General features: G+C 63.8%; 17 protein-coding genes. 10 read left to right on the top strand and 7 right to left on the bottom strand.

What is annotated here, in order from left to right:
- Genes HMPREF3176_RS09045 through HMPREF3176_RS09020 form a run of 6 tightly spaced genes read left to right on the top strand, consistent with a single transcriptional unit; the run spans nt 1 to nt 6,136 of the window.
- Entirely contained in the window at nt 1-801 is an 801-nt protein-coding gene (locus HMPREF3176_RS09045) for an ABC transporter permease (RefSeq protein WP_061211198.1), read from the top strand.
- Nucleotides 798-1,943, top strand: a complete 1,146-nt coding sequence (locus tag HMPREF3176_RS09040) for an ABC transporter ATP-binding protein (protein WP_070459902.1) — start codon at nt 798-800, stop codon at nt 1,941-1,943. Before HMPREF3176_RS09045 ends, HMPREF3176_RS09040 begins: the two co-directional genes overlap by 4 nt.
- A complete protein-coding gene (locus tag HMPREF3176_RS09035; RefSeq protein WP_083286352.1) occupies nt 1,940-2,743 on the top strand; it encodes a glycerophosphodiester phosphodiesterase in 804 nt (267 codons plus the stop codon). Before HMPREF3176_RS09040 ends, HMPREF3176_RS09035 begins: the two co-directional genes overlap by 4 nt.
- Nucleotides 2,740-3,573: an inositol monophosphatase family protein gene (locus tag HMPREF3176_RS09030; RefSeq protein ID WP_070435255.1), complete on the top strand. Its 834-nt coding sequence runs from the start codon at nt 2,740-2,742 to the stop codon at nt 3,571-3,573. Before HMPREF3176_RS09035 ends, HMPREF3176_RS09030 begins: the two co-directional genes overlap by 4 nt.
- A 31-nt stretch (nt 3,574-3,604) precedes the next feature.
- The gene (dapC, locus tag HMPREF3176_RS09025; protein ID WP_016664182.1) at nt 3,605-4,756 is read left to right on the top strand and encodes a succinyldiaminopimelate transaminase; all 1,152 of its coding nucleotides are present in this window, start codon (nt 3,605-3,607) and stop codon (nt 4,754-4,756) included.
- A gap of 30 nt (nt 4,757-4,786) precedes the next feature.
- Nucleotides 4,787-6,136, top strand: a complete 1,350-nt coding sequence (locus HMPREF3176_RS09020) for a citrate synthase (RefSeq protein WP_016664183.1) — start codon at nt 4,787-4,789, stop codon at nt 6,134-6,136.
- A gap of 19 nt (nt 6,137-6,155) precedes the next feature.
- Here HMPREF3176_RS09020 and HMPREF3176_RS09015 read toward each other — a convergent pair whose 3' ends face one another.
- Complete coding sequence (locus tag HMPREF3176_RS09015; RefSeq protein ID WP_016664184.1) at nt 6,156-7,082, bottom strand: hypothetical protein; 927 nt, start codon at nt 7,080-7,082, stop codon at nt 6,156-6,158.
- A 2-nt stretch (nt 7,083-7,084) separates the two neighbouring features.
- A complete protein-coding gene (gene dapD / locus HMPREF3176_RS09010) occupies nt 7,085-8,035 on the bottom strand; it encodes a 2,3,4,5-tetrahydropyridine-2,6-dicarboxylate N-succinyltransferase (protein WP_070435256.1) in 951 nt (316 codons plus the stop codon).
- Between the two features lie 69 nt (nt 8,036-8,104).
- On the opposite strand from dapD, the gene dapE reads away from it, so the two are divergent.
- The 3 genes from dapE (at nt 8,105) to HMPREF3176_RS08995 (ending at nt 10,222) form a co-directional block, all read left to right on the top strand.
- On the top strand, nt 8,105-9,196 hold the full coding sequence (gene dapE, locus HMPREF3176_RS09005) for a succinyl-diaminopimelate desuccinylase (RefSeq protein ID WP_070435257.1): 1,092 nt from the start codon (nt 8,105-8,107) through the stop codon (nt 9,194-9,196).
- 10 nt (nt 9,197-9,206) lie between these two features.
- Nucleotides 9,207-9,953, top strand: a complete 747-nt coding sequence (locus tag HMPREF3176_RS09000) for an LOG family protein (protein WP_040386885.1) — start codon at nt 9,207-9,209, stop codon at nt 9,951-9,953.
- Between the two features lie 98 nt (nt 9,954-10,051).
- Nucleotides 10,052-10,222, top strand: coding sequence for a DUF3117 domain-containing protein (locus HMPREF3176_RS08995; protein ID WP_016664188.1), 171 nt, complete (start codon nt 10,052-10,054; stop codon nt 10,220-10,222).
- Between the two features lie 42 nt (nt 10,223-10,264).
- Here the strand turns inward: HMPREF3176_RS08995 and HMPREF3176_RS08990 are convergent, their stop codons facing one another.
- Nucleotides 10,265-10,921, bottom strand: coding sequence for an O-methyltransferase (locus HMPREF3176_RS08990; protein ID WP_016664189.1), 657 nt, complete (start codon nt 10,919-10,921; stop codon nt 10,265-10,267).
- Between the two features lie 130 nt (nt 10,922-11,051).
- Here HMPREF3176_RS08990 and HMPREF3176_RS08985 point away from each other — a divergent pair, with 130 nt between their 5' ends.
- On the top strand, nt 11,052-11,483 hold the full coding sequence (locus tag HMPREF3176_RS08985; RefSeq protein WP_016664190.1) for a twin-arginine translocase TatA/TatE family subunit: 432 nt from the start codon (nt 11,052-11,054) through the stop codon (nt 11,481-11,483).
- A gap of 26 nt (nt 11,484-11,509) precedes the next feature.
- Here HMPREF3176_RS08985 and HMPREF3176_RS08980 read toward each other — a convergent pair whose 3' ends face one another.
- The 4 genes from HMPREF3176_RS08980 to HMPREF3176_RS08965 are packed head-to-tail and all read right to left on the bottom strand — an operon-like array spanning nt 11,510 to nt 16,151.
- On the bottom strand, nt 11,510-12,628 hold the full coding sequence (locus HMPREF3176_RS08980; RefSeq protein ID WP_070435258.1) for an Mrp/NBP35 family ATP-binding protein: 1,119 nt from the start codon (nt 12,626-12,628) through the stop codon (nt 11,510-11,512).
- Between the two features lie 6 nt (nt 12,629-12,634).
- Nucleotides 12,635-13,297 (bottom strand): DUF1003 domain-containing protein, encoded by a 663-nt coding sequence (locus tag HMPREF3176_RS08975; RefSeq protein WP_016664192.1) that lies wholly within the window; start codon nt 13,295-13,297, stop codon nt 12,635-12,637.
- Nucleotides 13,298-13,302: 5 nt separating this feature from the next.
- Nucleotides 13,303-14,622 (bottom strand): magnesium transporter MgtE N-terminal domain-containing protein, encoded by a 1,320-nt coding sequence (locus HMPREF3176_RS08970; RefSeq protein WP_016664193.1) that lies wholly within the window; start codon nt 14,620-14,622, stop codon nt 13,303-13,305.
- A complete protein-coding gene (locus HMPREF3176_RS08965) occupies nt 14,619-16,151 on the bottom strand; it encodes an aminopeptidase P family protein (protein ID WP_016664194.1) in 1,533 nt (510 codons plus the stop codon). Before HMPREF3176_RS08965 ends, HMPREF3176_RS08970 begins: the two co-directional genes overlap by 4 nt.
- Between the last annotated feature and the right edge of the window lie 32 nt (nt 16,152-16,183).

Raw genomic sequence — 16,183 nt, 5'->3', positions numbered from 1 at the left:
ATGCCCAGGAAAATTGCGTCGGGGCTTGCCGCGCTTGCGTTGCTGCTCTTCGTGGCCGGGCCGATCGTGTGGCTCGCCCTTCACGCCTTCGCGACCGAGTGGCGCGTGCCGAACCTCCTTCCGGCCGGGCTCACCTTTGACTGGTGGGGAAAGGTTTTCGGTACTCCGAAGTTCGTCACCTCGATCCTCAATTCGCTCATGTTCGCCGTCCTATCGACGACGCTCACGGCTCTCATCTGTATGCCCGCTGCCTACGCCTTTGGGCGCATGCAGTTCCCGGGGCGCACGGTGATGCTCCTTGGCCTGTTCGCAACGAATGCGTTCCCGAAAATGGGGCTTTTTGTGAGCATTGCGGCTTTGTACTACGCCTTCAACCTCATGGAGACCATTCCGGGTGTCACGATCGCGCACATGCTCGGTCAGGTTGTTTTTCTTACGTGGATTCCTGCCGCCTCGTTTGCGGCGGTACCGCGCAGGCTCGAAGATGCCGCGCGCGATAGCGGCGCCGGATGGCTCAGGACTTTCGTGAGCGTCACGCTTCCACTTGCCGCCCCGGGGTATTTCGTCGCCCTCATCATGGCTTTCCTCGCGTCGTGGGACGAAGCTCAGGCCACCTACCTCGTTGGTGCCCCCAGTTATTCCACGATGCCGACCGAGCTCTACACGCTCGTTCTCAACTCGCCGGAACAGGTCGCGGCCGTTTTTTCCATCATGCTCACCGTCCCCTCCGTTGTGCTTCTTCTTCTCGTAAGGAAGCACATCATGGGTGGGGCTCTCGCAGAAGGTTTCCAAATCCGATGACACAGTCCGCATCGAAAGCTGCCCGAACCGCTCGCCGGTTCTCTCCCGAGCCGCTCACGCTTAGCTCCGTCAGCATCACGCTCGGTGGCAAGAGCATCATCAAAGATCTTGATCTCGCGATCGGGAAGGGAGAGATGGTCTGTTTGCTCGGCCCTTCGGGATGCGGGAAAACGACGACTTTGCGGATGATCGGTGGGTTCCTCACGCCGGATGCGGGGCGGATCACCGTGGGTGAGCGTGATGTGACGTCGCTGCCTCCGGAGCGCCGGCCCTCGGCGATGGTGTTCCAGAACTACGCGCTCTGGCCCCACATGAGCGTCGAAAAGAACGTGGCATTCCCGCTCAAGGTTGCCAAGGTCCCACGCGACGAGCGCACCGCACGCGTGCGTGAGGCCCTCGCGCTCGTCGGACTCGAGGAGAAGGCCGGGCGCCGACCGGCGCGGCTGTCGGGCGGCGAGCAGCAGCGCGTTGCTCTCGCGCGTGCGCTCGTCCAAAACCCCTCGCTCTTGCTTCTCGATGAGCCGCTTTCGAACCTCGACGCGAAACTTCGCGTCCAGGTTCGCGAAGAGATTCGTCGTATCCAGCAGGAACTTGGCATGACGAGCGTCTTTGTGACGCACGATCAGGAGGAGGCGCTCGCCGTTGCTGATCGCATCGCCGTCATGAACGGCGGCCGGATCGAACAGCTGACTGATCCAACGACTCTGTATCGCCGACCGGCGACGCGGTTTGTCGCGGGTTTCATCGGGACGATGTCCTTCGTGAAAGGGCGAGTGGAGCGCCGTGCCGACGGTTCCGGTCGCATCTACGTCGAAGGTCTCGAGCCGCTGCCGATTGACCTCGTGACCGGAGCGGCCGAACATGCCGAATGCGGTATTCGCCCCGAGAACGTCGTGATTGGCGATCCCCGCGCCGTCCAGCTCAAGGGCACCATTGAGCGCATCACCCCAAAGGGCCACCTCAGCGACCTCGTCGTGCGGGTCGGCGCCATTCGTGTGCGCTCGCTCGCGAAGGCCGACGACTTGCGCGTTGACGATGAGGTGGGGGTGCGCATCACCGAAGCGCTGGTGTATCGCGATGGTGTTCTCGTCGACGCGGCTACCTCGCCTGCCGGACCTACCGGGGAGCAGTCAGCAGCATGAACGGAGAAATGATGAGTCCTGTGCAGCTCGTTGCACATCGTGGCGATCCCGTCGCCCACGTTGAGAACACTCTCCAAGCGATCGCACACGCGGCAGCCGAGGGGCTCGAGGTTGTCGAGGTCGATCTGAGGCTCAGCGCCGAAGGGGAGCCCATTCTTCTGCACGACTCCACGCTCGAGCGCTTGTGGGAGTGCACGGCCAGTCCCGCTGAGCTCTCGGTGAGCGCGCTTGAAGCCCGTGAGCCGGCTGAGCATGGCACGTGCGCAAATGACCACGGCTTTGAGCGGGGAGTCCCCACGCTCGAGCGTGCTCTCGACGCCGTGGGCGATGCTGTGCTTCTTCTCGATTTTCCGGGTGAGTCTGACGGCGCGGAGCAGGAGATTGCGCGCGTGAGCGCCTCGCGGATCCGGGCGATTGCCTCGGGAGAGGGGGACCACTCGGATGAGCGTCGCGCGGCAGCGGCACGGGCGGAGTTCACGGGGGGAGTCACCGCCATGCGTGCCGTGCGCGAGGTCCTTCCCACGGCACGTTTGCGTATGACCTACCCGCTCGATGGTGTTCCGGATCCCGCCCTCGTCGAGGAGCTCGAGCCTTACTCGTGGAACCCCCACTTTGGCGTCTGCTCGCCCACGACCGTGAGCGCTGCACGTGCCCTCGGGCTTCGTACCACCTGCTGGACCGTTGACGATGCCGAGACTGCAAGGGCGCTTGCGGCGATGGGCGTTGAGGCCGTGACGTCCAACCGTGCGGGCGACCTCCTGCGCGTCCTTAACCAGAACGCGGAGGTGCGGGGAGCATGAGCGCCGATCACGTGGGACGAGGGCGCGATGTGTTGACGCGCGCGCACGAGCTTGCACAGTCACTTGCCACATGGGCGATGATCCGCTCGACATCCTCGAACGTTTCGATGTTTGCGACAAAAAAGAACGCCGCTGATTTCGTGACGGATATTGACCTGGGGATCGAGCTCTGGGTACGCCGGACCATTGCGGAAGAATTTCCGACGCACGCCTTCGTCGGGGAAGAGTTCGAGGACAGCGCCGGGGTTGAGTACACGTGGTATTGCGATCCCATCGACGGCACCACGAACTACGCGCACGGCATCTCCTGGTTTTCGTTCTCCCTCGCCATGTGTGATGAGGACGGCCCCGTCGTTGGTGTCGTCGCAGACCCGCGCACGAAAGAGGTCTTTTCGGCGATTCGGGGGCGCGGAGCCATGCACCGCGGTGGCCCCATCTCAGTCGAACACCGGTCCACTTTGCCCGGCTCTGTCGTTCTCACCGAGCTTCTCGGGGCGACATTCTTCGAGGGCCAGGCGGAATTTATCCGCTCTCTGGGCGAGATCGATGTGACGAGCCGGATCATGGGTTCGGGAACCCTGTCGCTCGTGGGGCCTGCGGTCGGCAGAGGGCACGGTGCGCTCGTGGGGCGATTCGGAGCCGTGGATCACCTCGCGTCCATGCTCATCGCACACGAGGCCGGTTTGAGGGTGCTCGATTGGGACGGCCACGACACCCTGTTTCCTTCTGACCCGTCCACCGGCATCATGGTCGCGCACCCCGCGATCGCGGCGGAGCTGCACGGTATGTGGCGCCGCGCCGTTGAGAGCGAAGGCGATCGAGCTCGGTAAGAGCTGGCACTGGGGTCGTAGGATGAGCACCATGACTTCGCGAACGCCGCTCCTTTCGACCTTGCCGTCCTTTCCGTGGGATTCGCTCGCCTCGGCGCGCGCACTCGCCGAGCGACACCCGGATGGGATTGTCGATCTCTCGGTTGGCACTCCCGTTGATGAAACGCCCCGCGTCGCCCAGGAAGCACTTGTGGCCGCCTCGGATGCGCACGGCTACCCGACGGTCGCCGGAACGGGGCAGTTGCGCGAGGCCATCGTCGATTTCTGTCGCGCACACCGCGGTGCTCCCTCAGCTCTCAGCGCCAGTGGCGTGCTTCCCACGATCGGCTCGAAAGAACTCGTTGCGCACCTTCCGTTCCAGCTCGGCATCGGCACCGGGGAGGCAGTCGCCTTTCCCCATATCGCCTACCCGACCTACGACCTCGGCGCACGGCTCGCGGGAGCCCGGCCCGTCCCACTCGATGTGCGGGCGCTTGCACGCGAGGGGGAGGGGGCGCTCGGTTCCGACGTCTGCCTCGACTCGGTGCGCCTGCTGTGGCTCAATACGCCGTCGAATCCGACGGGAGCGGTGCACGATATCGGCGAGCTGCGTGCCCTCCTTGCATGGGCACGCGAGAGGGACATCATCGTCGCTTCCGACGAATGCTACGCGCCACTCACGTGGGATGTGGACGAGGCCCCATCGATTCTCGATGAGCGCGTGAATGACGGCGACCTCACGAATGTGCTGTGCGCCTACTCGCTCTCGAAGCAATCGAACCTCGCTGGTTACCGTGCCGCTTTTGTCGCCGGCGACCCTGCCCTCGTCGGCGAGCTGCTCGCGGTTCGTAAACATTCCGGGCTCATGGTGCCGGGCCCCGTTCAAAACGCCATGGCAGCGGCCCTCGGAGAGGAAGCGTCGGCCTCCCGCCAGCGCGAAACCTACCGCGCTCGCCGTGAGACTCTCGCACCCGCTTTCGAAGCTTTCGGCGGAAAAATCGAGCATTCCGAGGCCGGCCTCTACCTGTGGACGACATTCGGTGAGGCGAGCGAAGCGAGCATTGAGCGCCTTGCAAAATTGGGAATCCTCGCTGCCCCCGGTACCTTTTACGGCGAGGCGGGTGCGCGACATGTGCGCATCTCCCTTACCGCGACGGACGAGCGGATCGCTAGCGCTGCCGAAAGGCTCCGAGCCGCCCGCTAAGAGCGTTGCGACAGACACGAAAGGAACGCGATGACCGCACACTTTAGCGTGAATGACCGAAACCTGGATCTGCCGCTCGTCGAGCCGACCGAGGGCAACCTCGGTGTTTCGATCGCGGGGCTGCGCAAGGAAACGGGGGCGGTGACGTTCGACCCGGGGCTCATGAACACGGCGCCGACGACGTCGGCCATTACGTTCATCGATGGTGAGGCGGGGATTCTCCGGCACCGCGGCTACCCGATCGAGCAGCTCGCCGAGCACTCGAGCTACCTTGAGGTCGCATTCCTCTTGATCTTTGGCGAGCTGCCCACGAAGGGACAGCTCGACCAGTTCGTGCACTCGATCGAGCAGCGGACTCTTCTCGACGAGAACCTCAAGCGCGTGTTCATCGCCCTTCCGCGCGATGCCGCCCCCATGGCCGTGCTCCAAGCGGGCGTGAGTGCGCTGTCGACCTTCTATCAGGACTCGCTCGACCCGAACGACCCTGAGCAGGTCCGAATTTCGACGTTCCGTCTTCTCGCAAAGATGCCCACGATGGCGGCGTACGCCCACCGGGTCGCAAACGGGCAGCCGCTCATGTACCCGGATAACTCGCTGAGCCTCGTGCAGAACTTCCTGAGGCTCATGTTCGCTTTTCCCGTCGAGGATTTCGTGGCGGACCCGGTTGTGGTGCGTGCACTCGAGCAGCTATTTATTCTCCACGCCGATCATGAGCAGAACTGCTCGGCGACCGCGGTGCGCCTCGTCGGCTCGGCGGGAGCGGACCTCTTCTCCTCGATCTCGGCCGGCGTTGCGGCCTTGTCTGGGCCGGCGCACGGCGGCGCTAACACGCGCGTCATGCACATGCTCGACGACCTTCGAAAGTCTGGTCAGGATCCGCGAGTGTTCATGGAGAAGGTCAAGAGCAAGGATGATTCCACCCGTCTCATGGGCTTCGGGCACCGGGTGTATAAGAATTACGATCCGCGTGCGAAGTTCGTGAAGGGCATTGCCGATACGGTGCTCGAGCGGCTCGGGATCCATGATGAGCGCCTTGAGCTCGCGATGAAGCTTGAGGAGATCGCGCTTCGCGACGAGTACTTCATTGAACGCCATCTCTACCCGAACATCGACTTCTACACGGGCATCATCTACAAGGCGATGGGTTTTCCCACGCACATGTTCACGGTGCTGTTCGCGATCGGGCGCCTGCCCGGGTGGATCGCACAGTGGCAAGAGGCGATCAACGATCCCGACACGAAGATTATGCGGCCGCGGCAGATCTACACGGGCGAAGCCGAGCGCGCATACGTTCCGATCGAGGAGCGTACGGGCACGTCGGAGCTCCTGCTCCACGATCTTCGCGAGGAACTGAAGGCGCGCGAGAACAAGGCCAAATAACCGAGGCTGCGGCCGTGCCTCACGCCCCCTTCGCGAAATAGATCACGACCGCGTCATCCTCGCCGCTTGCCCCGCCCGTTGCGTCGCTGTCCCACTGCGACGACGTCTGGGAGACGTGGCGTGAGCGATCCCAACGGTGCCCGCGGTAGTCGACGCCCACGATATTGTCCTGTGCGGCATGGGCGACGGCCCAGTTCGCGAGCGCCCAGCCGCGCTTTTCGTCGGCCGTCTTGATGACCACGGTCGTGTGACCCGCCCCCTGAGGCGCGTTTGATCCCGCGGCGCCGAGCGAACTTTTCACCTCGCCTGACTCGCTCATCCGGGTGAACTCGCGCGCGAGAGACTCGCGAAGTTTCTCTGGATGCGCTGGACCTCCAGCGGCGGCGAGGTCGCATTCGAGCTCGGGGCCGCTGTTGCCGGTGAGCGCAGAGGAGAAGAGGCGCCCCTCGACCTCGTGATCGGCGTAGGCATCGGGAAACGCTGACCGCTGCACTTTTTGCGCCGCGACGGTGATGTCCATGTCCTCGTACCCCTTGACCTTGGCGAGCTTCTCGTAAAAGGCCGTCGAGGCAAACACAGGATCCATGATCTGCTCTTTTGTGCCCCACCCCTGGGAGGGGCGTTGCTGGAAGAGCCCTACCGAATCGCGATCCCCGTAGTCGATGTTTTTAAGCTTCGACTCCTGGTAGGCGGTCGCGAGGGCGATCGACGCGGCGCGAGGGGGCAGTCCCATGTCGATCGAGACCGCACTGATCGTGGCGGCATTGAGGGTTTGCTCGGTCGAGTACGAATGCGATGTCGAGAGCCCACTCGCGGTGCAGCGGCCCGTGCGCTGGCCGCCGTCAAAGAGAGTGAGCGCGGCGAAGCTCCCGCCCACGACCGCGAGAAAAACCGCAAGGAGCGTGAGCGGGATGACCACGCGAGACAGCGCGGGGCGTTTGGCCATGATTAGTTCGCGTGAAGGTCGGAGTTCAGCTCAACGCGCTTGTTCGAGCGCGAGACGGCCTCGACGGCGCCCGATTGCGAGTTACGGCGGAACAGGAGACTCGGCACCCCGGAGAGGTCGCGAGCCTTGACGACGGAACGATTCTCGCCGTTGATGAGGGTGACCTTCGTGCCCGCGGTGACATACAGCCCGGCCTCAACGATGCAGTCGTCGCCGAGGGCGATGCCGACGCCTGCTTCTGCTCCAACGAGCGAGCGCTCTCCGACGCTCACGCGCTCCGTCCCGCCGCCCGAAAGGGTGCCCATGGTCGAGGCGCCACCACCGATGTCGGAGCCATCGCCCACGACGACACCTTGCGAGATGCGCCCCTCGATCATCGAGGTGCCAAGGGTGCCCGCGTTGAAGTTCACGAAGCCTTCGTGCATGACGGTTGTGCCGCTCGCGAGGTGAGCGCCGAGGCGCAATCGGTCGCCATCGCCGATGCGGACGCCGTCGGGAACCACGTAGTCGACCATGCGGGGGAATTTATCGATCGAGTAGACCGTGGGGCGCCGGCCTTCACTGATGAGGCGCAGGCGCGTCTCTTCGAAGCCGTCCACGGCGCACGGCCCTTCCGAGGTCCACACAACATTCGTGAGCGCGCCGAACAGACCGTCGAGGTTTTGCTCGTTCGGCTTTACGAGGCGATGGGAGAGTAGATGGAGGCGCAAGTACGCATCGGACGCATCGCGCGGCGCCTCTGCCAGGGAAATGGCTCGTGTGACGACTTCCTGACGGGTGCCGCGTGCGGCATCGTCTCGCGCGGCCTTTGCGAGGGCGACGGCGAGAGGATGGTTGGCGAGGTCATCGGGGGCACAGCCCAGTTCGGGTGCGGGGTACCACGTGTCAAGGGTCGTCCCATTGTCCGCGATGGTTGCGAGGCCGATGCCCCATGCGCTTTTGTTCTCAGTCATGGCTCACAGGCTATAGCGCGCCTCTTCGGATTTCGTTGGAGCGCGCCGAAAACCTCTACGCTTGTGTGCATGATGAACACGACACCGCTGCCCCTCGATGCGGGCCTGACCGAGCTCACGCGTGCAATCGTCGATACCGAGTCGATTTCGGGTAACGAAACTCTCCTTGCCGACAGGGTCGAGGCGACGCTTCGTGCGTGCGAGCACCTCGAGGTTATTCGCGATGGCGACACCGTCATCGCGCGCACCCACCTCGGGCGCGCCGAGCGCGTCATTCTCGCCGGCCACCTCGATACCGTTCCCGTCGCAGGCAATCTTCCTTCGTGCGTGCAGGTCGTGGACGGGCAGGAGCGGCTCATCGGCCGCGGTGCGTGCGACATGAAGGGGGGAGTCGCCGTGTTCCTTGCGCTCGCGTGCTCTCTCGCGTCGCCTCGTCACGATCTCACGTGGATCTTCTATGACCACGAGGAAGTGGAGGCAAGCCTCAACTCGCTCACGCGTATCGCGCGCGAACGCCCCGAGCTTCTCGAAGCCGATTTTGCGATTCTCGGTGAGCCGTCGAACGGGGGAGTGGAGGCAGGCTGCAAAGGCACGATGCGGGTGCGACTTACCGCGCGGGGCATCGCGGCTCATTCGGGTCGCGCATGGATTGGGAAGAACGCGATCCACGCTCTTTCCGGTGCGCTGTCGCGGCTTGCGGACTACGAGCCGAAGGACGTGGAAATCGACGGTCTCCTGTACCGCGAATGCCTCAATGCGGTGGCAATCGAGGGCGGCATCGCAACGAACGTGATTCCCGACCGGGCCGAAATACTCGTGAACTATCGCTTCGCGCCGAGCACGAGCGAAGCGGAGGCGCTCGCTCATATCGAAGAGGTGTTTGCTGGGCTCGACCTCGAGTTTGAGGTCACGGACTCCTCGGGCGGCGCCCTGCCCGGCCTCACACGGCCCGCAGCCCGGGACTTTCTCGCGGCCCTTGGCGATGGGGTGAGCGTGGAAGCGAAGCAGGGATGGACCGACGTGGCGCGCTTCAGTGCACTCGGCACGCCAGCCGTCAACTTTGGCCCGGGAGACCCGCTTCTGGCCCACACGGATGGGGAATACATTCCGACGGCTGCCCTCACCCACTGTTACAGGTCTCTTGAACGGTTCCTGAGCTAACGTGGAAATCATGAAAAAGCACTTTCACGGACCACTGAGCGACTACCGCAAGGGCCCCGTTTTCCTGCGCGGTAAACAGCGCCCCACCGAGACCACGGACCAGCGTCTTCTCCAGAACGCGGGCGAGGGCGATTGGGTTCACACCGATCCGTGGCGGGTCATGCGCATTCAGTCGGAGTTCGTTGAGGGCTTCGGCGCGCTCGCCGAACTCGGGCCCGCTGTCGCGCTCTTCGGCAGCGCACGCACGAAAGCTGATCACCCGCACTACGCGCTTGCACGCGAGGTGGCCAGGCGCATCGGCGAGATGGGGCTCGCCATCATTACGGGCGGCGGTCCCGGAATCATGGAGGCCGGCAACCACGGCGCGATTGAAGCAGGAACAACGAGCGTGGGCCTTGGCATCGAGCTACCGTTTGAGCAGGGCATGAACGAATACGTCGAGCTCGGCGTGAACTTTCGATACTTTTTCACGCGCAAAACCTGCTTTGTGAAGTACTCGCAGGCGTTCGTGGCCTTCCCGGGAGGCTTCGGCACATTCGATGAGCTTTTCGAGGCGCTGTGCCTCATCCAGACGCACAAGATCAAGAAGTTTCCGCTTATTCTCGTGGGCCGCGATTACTGGAGCGGGCTTGTCGCCTGGCTCGAGCAAACCGTCCAGGAAGAGTACGGCTACATTTCTCCCGGCGACACCGATCTCATCAATATCGTTGACACGGCCGACGAGGTTATCGAGGTCCTCAAACGCGATATGAAGTAGCCGTTTACCTCGCGCTTTCTATGCCCTCCCAGGAATCGGCGGATCAAAGTGAAAGAATAGGGACGACAGATCCATTGCCAGAGAAAGGGCGAACGATCATGGCAGCGATGAAGCCTCGTACAGGCGACGGCCCCCTCGAAGTGGCCGAAGAGAGCCGGAGCCTCATCATGCGAGTACCGCTCGAGGGCGGCGGTCGTCTCGTCGTAGAAATTTCGGCGGATGAGGCGCGCGAGCTGCGCGACGCCCTCAACACGGTTGTTCCCGCCTAACCTCATCTCCTGAATTGCCTAGAGGCTGTGGGGGTTATTCCCTCACAGCCTCGCCTTGACTGCTGTCAGCACCCCGTCCCCCGCGGGTGACAGCGCGAGCACGAGATTGTCTCGCTCCTTAAGATCGGCAACGACCTCCCGAATGTGGGCCGTCTCCGGGTCATTCGCTGACGAATCGCCGAGACGATCGTGGTGCATGACGTTCATAATGACCAGTGCCCCACCGAGGCGAATAATGTCGAGCGCCCCCTCCACGAGAGCGCCGAGCCTTGGCTCGCTCGCATTCACGACGATCATGTCGTAGGCGCCGCGCGTGAGGCGCGTAAACACGTCGAGCGGCTGCGCGTTAATCGTGCGCACGCGCGCCTCCGGGATCTGGGCCTCAGCACAGGCCTTGCGCACGAGCCGCACGTTTTCCGGCTCAGGATCGATTGCGGTGAGGGTGGCGTCGGAACCCATCGCACTCGCGAGGTAGAGGCTAAGCGCACCCGCCCCAGCACCCACCTGCACGATCGCCCGTGCCCCGAGCATCGCGACGACGCTACGCGCGTGTGCGGCCGAGCCCGCAAGAACCGGCGCAAGGCCTATCGCGCTGCCGCGCTCGCGCGCCCGCTCACACACCCCGGGGGCGGCAAACAGCCGCTCCTCATCGAGGAATTGCTCGCTGAGCGCCCAGCTCGCCAACTTGCCCGTTGCCATGTGCACTCTCCCTCTTTGCCGTGAATTTCGTGGCACTCAAGCTTAGGCCACGCCGCGCGAGTTTCCCACTTGTGCGTGCAATAATGGCGGAGCACCATTTTGAGCGGAACGAGACAAGGCAGGCACGTCGATGGGTTCAGATGTCTTCCTCACTTTTGGGGGATGGGAACTGCTCATCATCATCCTGCTCTTCACGATCCTGATCGGCCCGCAGCGCCTTCCCGAATACACCCGCAAGGTCATCCACTGGGTGCGCGATCTGCGTAAATGGGCGGATAACTCCCGTGCGTCGATCGAGGATGAAATGGGCATTGCCGTCGACGATCTCAAGAAGTACGACCCGCGCCAATACGATCCGCGCAAAATCATTCGCGATGCGTGGGATTCGACCGGCCTCGAGGACGACGTCAACGATTTTCGCGATGCGGTGAAGAGTTCTACGAGCGCCACATCGGCAGCGGTGGCGAGTGTCGGCGCGGCAGCGAAAGGCTCCGGCAGCGCGGCTGGTTCCAAGGCGGCCCAGGAGCCCGAAGGGACCCCGTTCGACCCCGAGGCAACCTGAGCCTACGCCGCACCTTGCGAGGCGCGCTACGCGAGCGAGAGCGGGAGTTTCCGGCCCGAAAGACCACGCGGTTTCGCGAGCTGCTCAGCGATGTGCATAAACGCGAGGTACGCCTCGCTCGACGACTCTAAGGCGGTGTGAGGCCGGCCGGCGTCGGACCCTTCGCGCACGCTTTGCGCGAGCGGAACCTGCCCGAGGAGCGGAACGTCCGCGCCCTGATCCTCGCTTAGCTGAGCGGCGACGCGCTCGCCGCCGCCACTACCGAAAATCTCGAGGCGCTCACCGTGATCGGTGCTCAACCAACTCATGTTCTCGATCACCCCGATGATCGTCTGTTCCGTGGAACGGGCGAGAGAGCCGATGCGCGAAGCGACGCCGCTCGCAGCTGAGTCGGGAGTCGTGACGACGAGAAGCTCCGCGGTGGGCAGCACCTGCGCGACCGAAATAGCGACGTCGCCGGTTCCCGGCGGGAGATCGAGAAGGAGAAAATCGAGATCGCCCCAGAACACGTCCGTCGCAAACTGCTCGATCGCGCGATGCATTTTCGGGCCGCGCCACACGACCGCCTGATGCTCGGGCACGAAAACGCCGATCGACATGACCTTGACACCGTGGGCGATGGGCGGCATGAGAAGGTCATTCACGCGGGTTGGCTGGGTGCTCACCCCAAACATCCCGGGCATCGAAAAACCGTGAATGTCGGCGTCAAGGACGCCCACGCTATAGCCGAGGCGAGTGAGGGCGAGGGCGAGGTTAGCCGTCACCGTGGACTTTCCGACGCCTCCCTTGCCCGAGCTGATCGCTATCACTCGCGTGAGAGATCCAGGCTTATTGAAGGGAACTTCGCGGCGCCTTTTGCGAAGATCCTCGACAAGGGCACGGCGCTGCTCCTCGCTCATCGTCCCCGACGTCACGCGCACTTCCGTGAGGCCCGAAACGTGAGACGCAGCCTCGGCGGCCTCTTTCTCGATTCGGGAGCGCATGGGACACCCCTCGACCGTCATCACGAGGTGGATGAGAGCCACCCCCTCAGGTGTGACCTCAACAGAGCTGACCATGCCAACATCGGTGATGGGGCGGCCGAGATCGGGGTCGATCACGCGCGTGAGCGCGGAGCGAACCTGCGAGGCAAGGTCAGTGCTCACGGGGCCTCACTCCGCGGCATCGCTGCGCATCTGCTCGAGTTCCTCGCGGAGCACGGCGCGAATGTCCTCGCGCAGGAGCGAGCGCAAATGCGCGTGATCGCGTGCGGGTTCGATCGGTTCAGCGCCATCCGCGGTTTCCGCGGCCGGTGTGGGGTCGTCGTCGCCAGCCTGAAGCTCCTCGAGGAGGTCTCGAAGCTCGCCGCGCACGTAGTCGCGGGTGGCCACATCCGCCATCGCGATGCGCAAGCTCGCGATTTCACGCGTGATGAACTCCGTGGTCGCGTGAGCCTTTTCGTTCGACTGGCGATCCTGCTCGGCCTGCACGCGGTCGCGGTCGGCCTGGCGGTTGTCCGAAAGGAGCAGAAGCGGAGCGGCATACGACGCCTGGAGCGAGAGAATCAGGGTCAGAAGCGTGAAGTTGAGCGCGCGGGGGTCGAACTGGACCGATTCGGGAAGGAACGTGTTCCACCCGAGCCACACGCCACAGAAAATCGTCATGCCCACGAGGAACGCGGGCGTACCCATGAACCGCGCAATCGCCTCGGCCATGCGGCCGAAACCATCATTGTTGTCGTCCTTCGGGCGGCGCCTCGAAAACATGCGCCACAGCCCGCGCCTCTTGCGCGCGGGATCATCGAGCTGGGGGCGCTTCTTCTTGCCACGTGCCATCTAGCTCACCCCTCCTGGTCCGAAATTGCCCTCGCGATCCCCGTGAGGTCGATCTGCCCCGTCGTCGTTGCGACGGGCTCATCGCTCTCGCGCCAATCCTCTGGAAGAACGTGGTCGAGGACGTCATCGACCGTCACGGCACCGAGAAGGTGGGAATCCTTATCGACCACGGGAAGCGACACAAGATTGTACGTCGCCATTTCGCGAGTCACGTCATGGAGATGGCTCGTAGGGGCCATCGTCACCTGATCCTGATCGATGATTTCGCCCACGGGGCGCTCGGGACGTTCGCGAAGCAAATGCTGGAAGTGCACGCCCCCGAGGAGCTTGCCCGTGGGCGTCTCGAGCGGCTGGCGGCACACGTACACCATCGACGCGAGCGCGGGGGAGATCTCCTCGCGAGATATGAGAGCGAGGCAGTGCGCGACCGGGGTCTCGGGGGCGACGATCAGCGGCTCGGTCGTCATGAGCCCGCCGGCCGTGTACTCGTCGTAGGCGAGCAGGCGGCGCACGTCCTCGGCCTCCTCCGGCTCCATGCGCGTGAGGAGATCCTGGCCCATAGGTTCGGGAAGCTCCTGGAGAAGGTCCGCAGCGTCATCCGGGTCCATCGCATCGAGAATGTCCGCGGCGCGCTCTGATTCGAGTCCCTGCATGAGCTCAACACGGATGTCCTCGGGAAGTTCCTCGAGAACCCATCCGAGGCGCTCGTTTGAAAGGTCACGCACGATGTCGGCGCGGCGTTTCGGCTCCATCTCCTGGATGAGATCCGCGAGGTCAGCGGGCTTGAGGTCCGAATACGAGGCCAGCAGAATCTGTGCGGACTGCTCCGCCTGAGTCCCGAAGAGGCCCTTGACCTCATCGACACCGACCGTGAGCGTCTCATTGCGGCCCACGAGCTTCGAAAACGCGTTCTTAGCCTTCGACCGGCGCACGTGGAGCCTCGTGATCTCCCATTCCTTAGAGATCTGGTCCTGCTCGAGCGCGACATCTTCAACGAACGCGTCGCCCGTCCCGTCAACGAGGTTCACCTTGCGGTCGAGCAGATCACCCACCGCGAGAATTTCGCTCTTGCGCATTTCGAAGCGGCGAAGGTTGAGGGAACCGTCGGAAATGACCTGGCCGGTCGAGATCGACGTGACCTTCGTGATCGGCAAGAAAATGCGCTTCTTCCCGGGCACCTCGATGACGAGTCCCACCGCGCGTGCGGTGTGGGTCTCTTGCGGAATCAGAACGACATCGCGGACCTTGCCAATGCGGTCACCGAGCGGGTCGAAAAGCCCGGTGCCCGCGAGGCGTGCGGCAAAGAAACGCTCGTGCGGGCTCACTTGAGCAACTCCGCCATCCAAGCCTCGATCGCGTCGATCTCGCGGGGAAGCTCGCGCGAGAGGTTCTCGACGCCGTCCTTCGTCACGAGAACGTCGTCCTCGATGCGCACACCGATGCCGCGCAGCTCTTCGGGAACGAGGAGGTCGTTCTCCTTGAAGTACAGGCCCGGCTCGATCGTGAACACCATGCCCTCCTCGAGGGTCGCATCGAGGTACATTTCGCGGCGTGCCTGGGCGCAGTCGTGAACATCCATGCCGAGGTGGTGGCTTGTGCCGTGCACCATCCAGCGGCGGTGATACTGGCCCTCGGGCTTGAGGGACTCCTCGGCGCTCACGGGAAGCAAGCCCCACTGATCGAGGCGGTCCGCGATAACCTCCATCGCGGTCGCGTGCAGGTCGCGGAACTTCATTCCGGGCTTCGCCGCGGCAAACACGGCATCGGCAGCGTCGAGAACGGCCTGGTAGACCTTCTTCTGCGGCTCCGTGAAGGTACCCGTCACGGGGAGCGTGCGCGTGACATCCGCGGTGTAGAGCGAATCGACTTCACAACCTGCGTCGATGAGGATCAGGTCGCCTTCCTTGACGGCGCCGTTGTTTCGCACCCAGTGAAGCGTGCACGCATTCGGGCCGGAGGCCGCGATCGTGTCGTAGCCGACGCCGTTGCCGTCGGCGCGCGCCGTACGGTTGAAGACCGTCTCCACGACGCGCTCACCGCGCTCGTGGGCGATGGCCTCCGGGAAGTTCCGCACGACCTCGTGGAAACCCTTGATTGTCGTCGCGACAGCGGCTCGCATCTGCTCGATTTCCCATGCGTCCTTGACAACGCGGGACTCAGACGCGCTCTGCTCGAGGAACGAATTGACCGTGCGGGCCTTTTGCCCGCCTTCGAGGCCGTTTTGCTCGCGGATTTCGGCGACGAGCGCATCGATGCGTTCATCGACTCCTTCGATGACAGCGAGGTCGAGGTTGTCGCCAAGGTCCTTCGCAAGCGCGTCGCGCAGCTCGTCGATGTGGCGGCACGGCACGCCGATCTGCTCCTCGACTTCCTCGAGCGTGGGGCGGCGCCCGACCCACATTTCGCCGTAGCGAGAATCCGCGAAGAATTCGTTGGTCTCCGGGCCCGAGCGCGGCTTGAAGAAGTACGTGGCCTGACTCTTGCGGGGATCCTCGGCGTCGGGCTCGACGACGAACACCGAATCGGGCTCCTCATCGGTGCCGAGGCCCGAGTAGTACGCAAACGCCGTGTGGGGGCGGAACTGATAGTCGCAATCGTTGCTGCGGACCTTGAGGCCCCCGGCGGGAAGCACCATTCGAGTTGCGGGCACCGTCTCGACGAGACAGTCGCGCCGTGCGGGCGTGAAATCGGCAACGGCACGGCGGCCTGCCGGCGGGAGCGTCTCATCCCACCCTTGGGTGAGGAAGCTAAGAAAAGCCTCGCTCGTGGGGCGCTGGCTGCGGGTATCGCCCCTCGACTTCAGATCGTCGGTGGTCTCGGGGGCGCTGGACTTTGAATTATTGATCTCACTCACCCTTCGATATTCTCACGGGGGAGCGCCAAGAG

The organism is Dermabacter sp. HMSC08H10 (assembly GCF_001807585.1).
Lineage (GTDB): Bacteria > Actinomycetota > Actinomycetes > Actinomycetales > Dermabacteraceae > Dermabacter > Dermabacter hominis.
This window is presented reverse-complemented; position numbering and strand designations above follow the sequence as displayed.

Coding starts and splice junctions, on each gene's coding strand:
- HMPREF3176_RS09045 (WP_061211198.1), top strand. CDS start 1: ATGCCCAGGAAAATTGCGTCGGGGCTTGCCGCGCTTGCGTTGCTGCTC.
- HMPREF3176_RS09040 (WP_070459902.1), top strand. CDS start 798: ATGACACAGTCCGCATCGAAAGCTGCCCGAACCGCTCGCCGGTTCTCT.
- HMPREF3176_RS09035 (WP_083286352.1), top strand. CDS start 1,940: ATGAACGGAGAAATGATGAGTCCTGTGCAGCTCGTTGCACATCGTGGC.
- HMPREF3176_RS09030 (WP_070435255.1), top strand. CDS start 2,740: ATGAGCGCCGATCACGTGGGACGAGGGCGCGATGTGTTGACGCGCGCG.
- dapC (WP_016664182.1), top strand. CDS start 3,605: ATGACTTCGCGAACGCCGCTCCTTTCGACCTTGCCGTCCTTTCCGTGG.
- HMPREF3176_RS09020 (WP_016664183.1), top strand. CDS start 4,787: ATGACCGCACACTTTAGCGTGAATGACCGAAACCTGGATCTGCCGCTC.
- HMPREF3176_RS09015 (WP_016664184.1), bottom strand. CDS start 7,082: ATGGCCAAACGCCCCGCGCTGTCTCGCGTGGTCATCCCGCTCACGCTC.
- dapD (WP_070435256.1), bottom strand. CDS start 8,035: ATGACTGAGAACAAAAGCGCATGGGGCATCGGCCTCGCAACCATCGCG.
- dapE (WP_070435257.1), top strand. CDS start 8,105: ATGATGAACACGACACCGCTGCCCCTCGATGCGGGCCTGACCGAGCTC.
- HMPREF3176_RS09000 (WP_040386885.1), top strand. CDS start 9,207: ATGAAAAAGCACTTTCACGGACCACTGAGCGACTACCGCAAGGGCCCC.
- HMPREF3176_RS08995 (WP_016664188.1), top strand. CDS start 10,052: ATGGCAGCGATGAAGCCTCGTACAGGCGACGGCCCCCTCGAAGTGGCC.
- HMPREF3176_RS08990 (WP_016664189.1), bottom strand. CDS start 10,921: ATGGCAACGGGCAAGTTGGCGAGCTGGGCGCTCAGCGAGCAATTCCTC.
- HMPREF3176_RS08985 (WP_016664190.1), top strand. CDS start 11,052: ATGGGTTCAGATGTCTTCCTCACTTTTGGGGGATGGGAACTGCTCATC.
- HMPREF3176_RS08975 (WP_016664192.1), bottom strand. CDS start 13,297: ATGGCACGTGGCAAGAAGAAGCGCCCCCAGCTCGATGATCCCGCGCGC.